The organism is Streptomyces sp. PA03-6a (assembly GCF_033792765.1).
In the GTDB taxonomy this organism is placed as follows: Bacteria; Actinomycetota; Actinomycetes; order Streptomycetales; family Streptomycetaceae; genus Actinacidiphila.
Genome location: NZ_JARAVK010000604.1, coordinates 1 through 737, shown reverse-complemented (window position 1 = coordinate 737; position 737 = coordinate 1). Strand labels below are relative to the sequence as shown.

The following is a 737-nucleotide window of genomic DNA, read 5'->3' as shown; positions in this document are numbered from 1 at the left end:
CCGGGCAGGGCGTGGACGTCGCCGTCCTGGACACCGGCATCGACGCCGCGCACCCGGACTTCGCCGGCCGCATAGCCGCGACGGAGAGCTTCGTGCCCGACCAGGACGTCACCGACCGGCACGGTCACGGCACCCACGTCGCCTCCACCGTCGCCGGGACCGGCGCCGCCTCCGGTGGCACCGAGAAGGGCGTCGCCCCGGGCGCGTCCCTGCACATCGGCAAGGTCCTGGACAACTCCGGCAGCGGCCAGGACTCCTGGATCCTGGCCGGCATGGAATGGGCCGCCCGCAACCAGCACGCCAAGGTCGTCAGCATGAGCCTGGGCGGCGACCCCACCGACGGCACCGACCCGCTCAGCGAGGCCGTGAACCGGCTCAGCCAGGAGACCGGGGCGCTGTTCGTCATCGCCGCCGGAAATTCGGGCCCCGACGTATACAGTGTGGGTACTCCTGGAGCGGCCGATGCGGCCTTGACGGTGGGCGCGGTCAACGGCCCCGGCAAGGGCGTGGACCAGCTGGCGGAGTTCTCCAGCCGCGGCCCCCGCGTGGGCGACAACGCCGTCAAGCCCGACCTGACCGCCCCCGGCGTCGGCATCCTCGCGGCACGCTCGCAGTACGCCCCTGAGGGCGAGGGCGCGTACCAGACGATGAGCGGCACCTCCATGGCGACGCCGCACGTGGCGGGCGCCGCGGCCCTGCTGGCCGCCGAGCACCCGGACTGGACGGGGCAGCAGCTC

The 737-nt window shown here is 73.9% G+C and carries 1 protein-coding gene; it reads left to right on the top strand.

The features are described from left to right. On the top strand, window positions 1-737 hold a 737-nt coding region (locus PV350_RS46860; protein ID WP_500339339.1), incomplete at both ends, for a S8 family serine peptidase.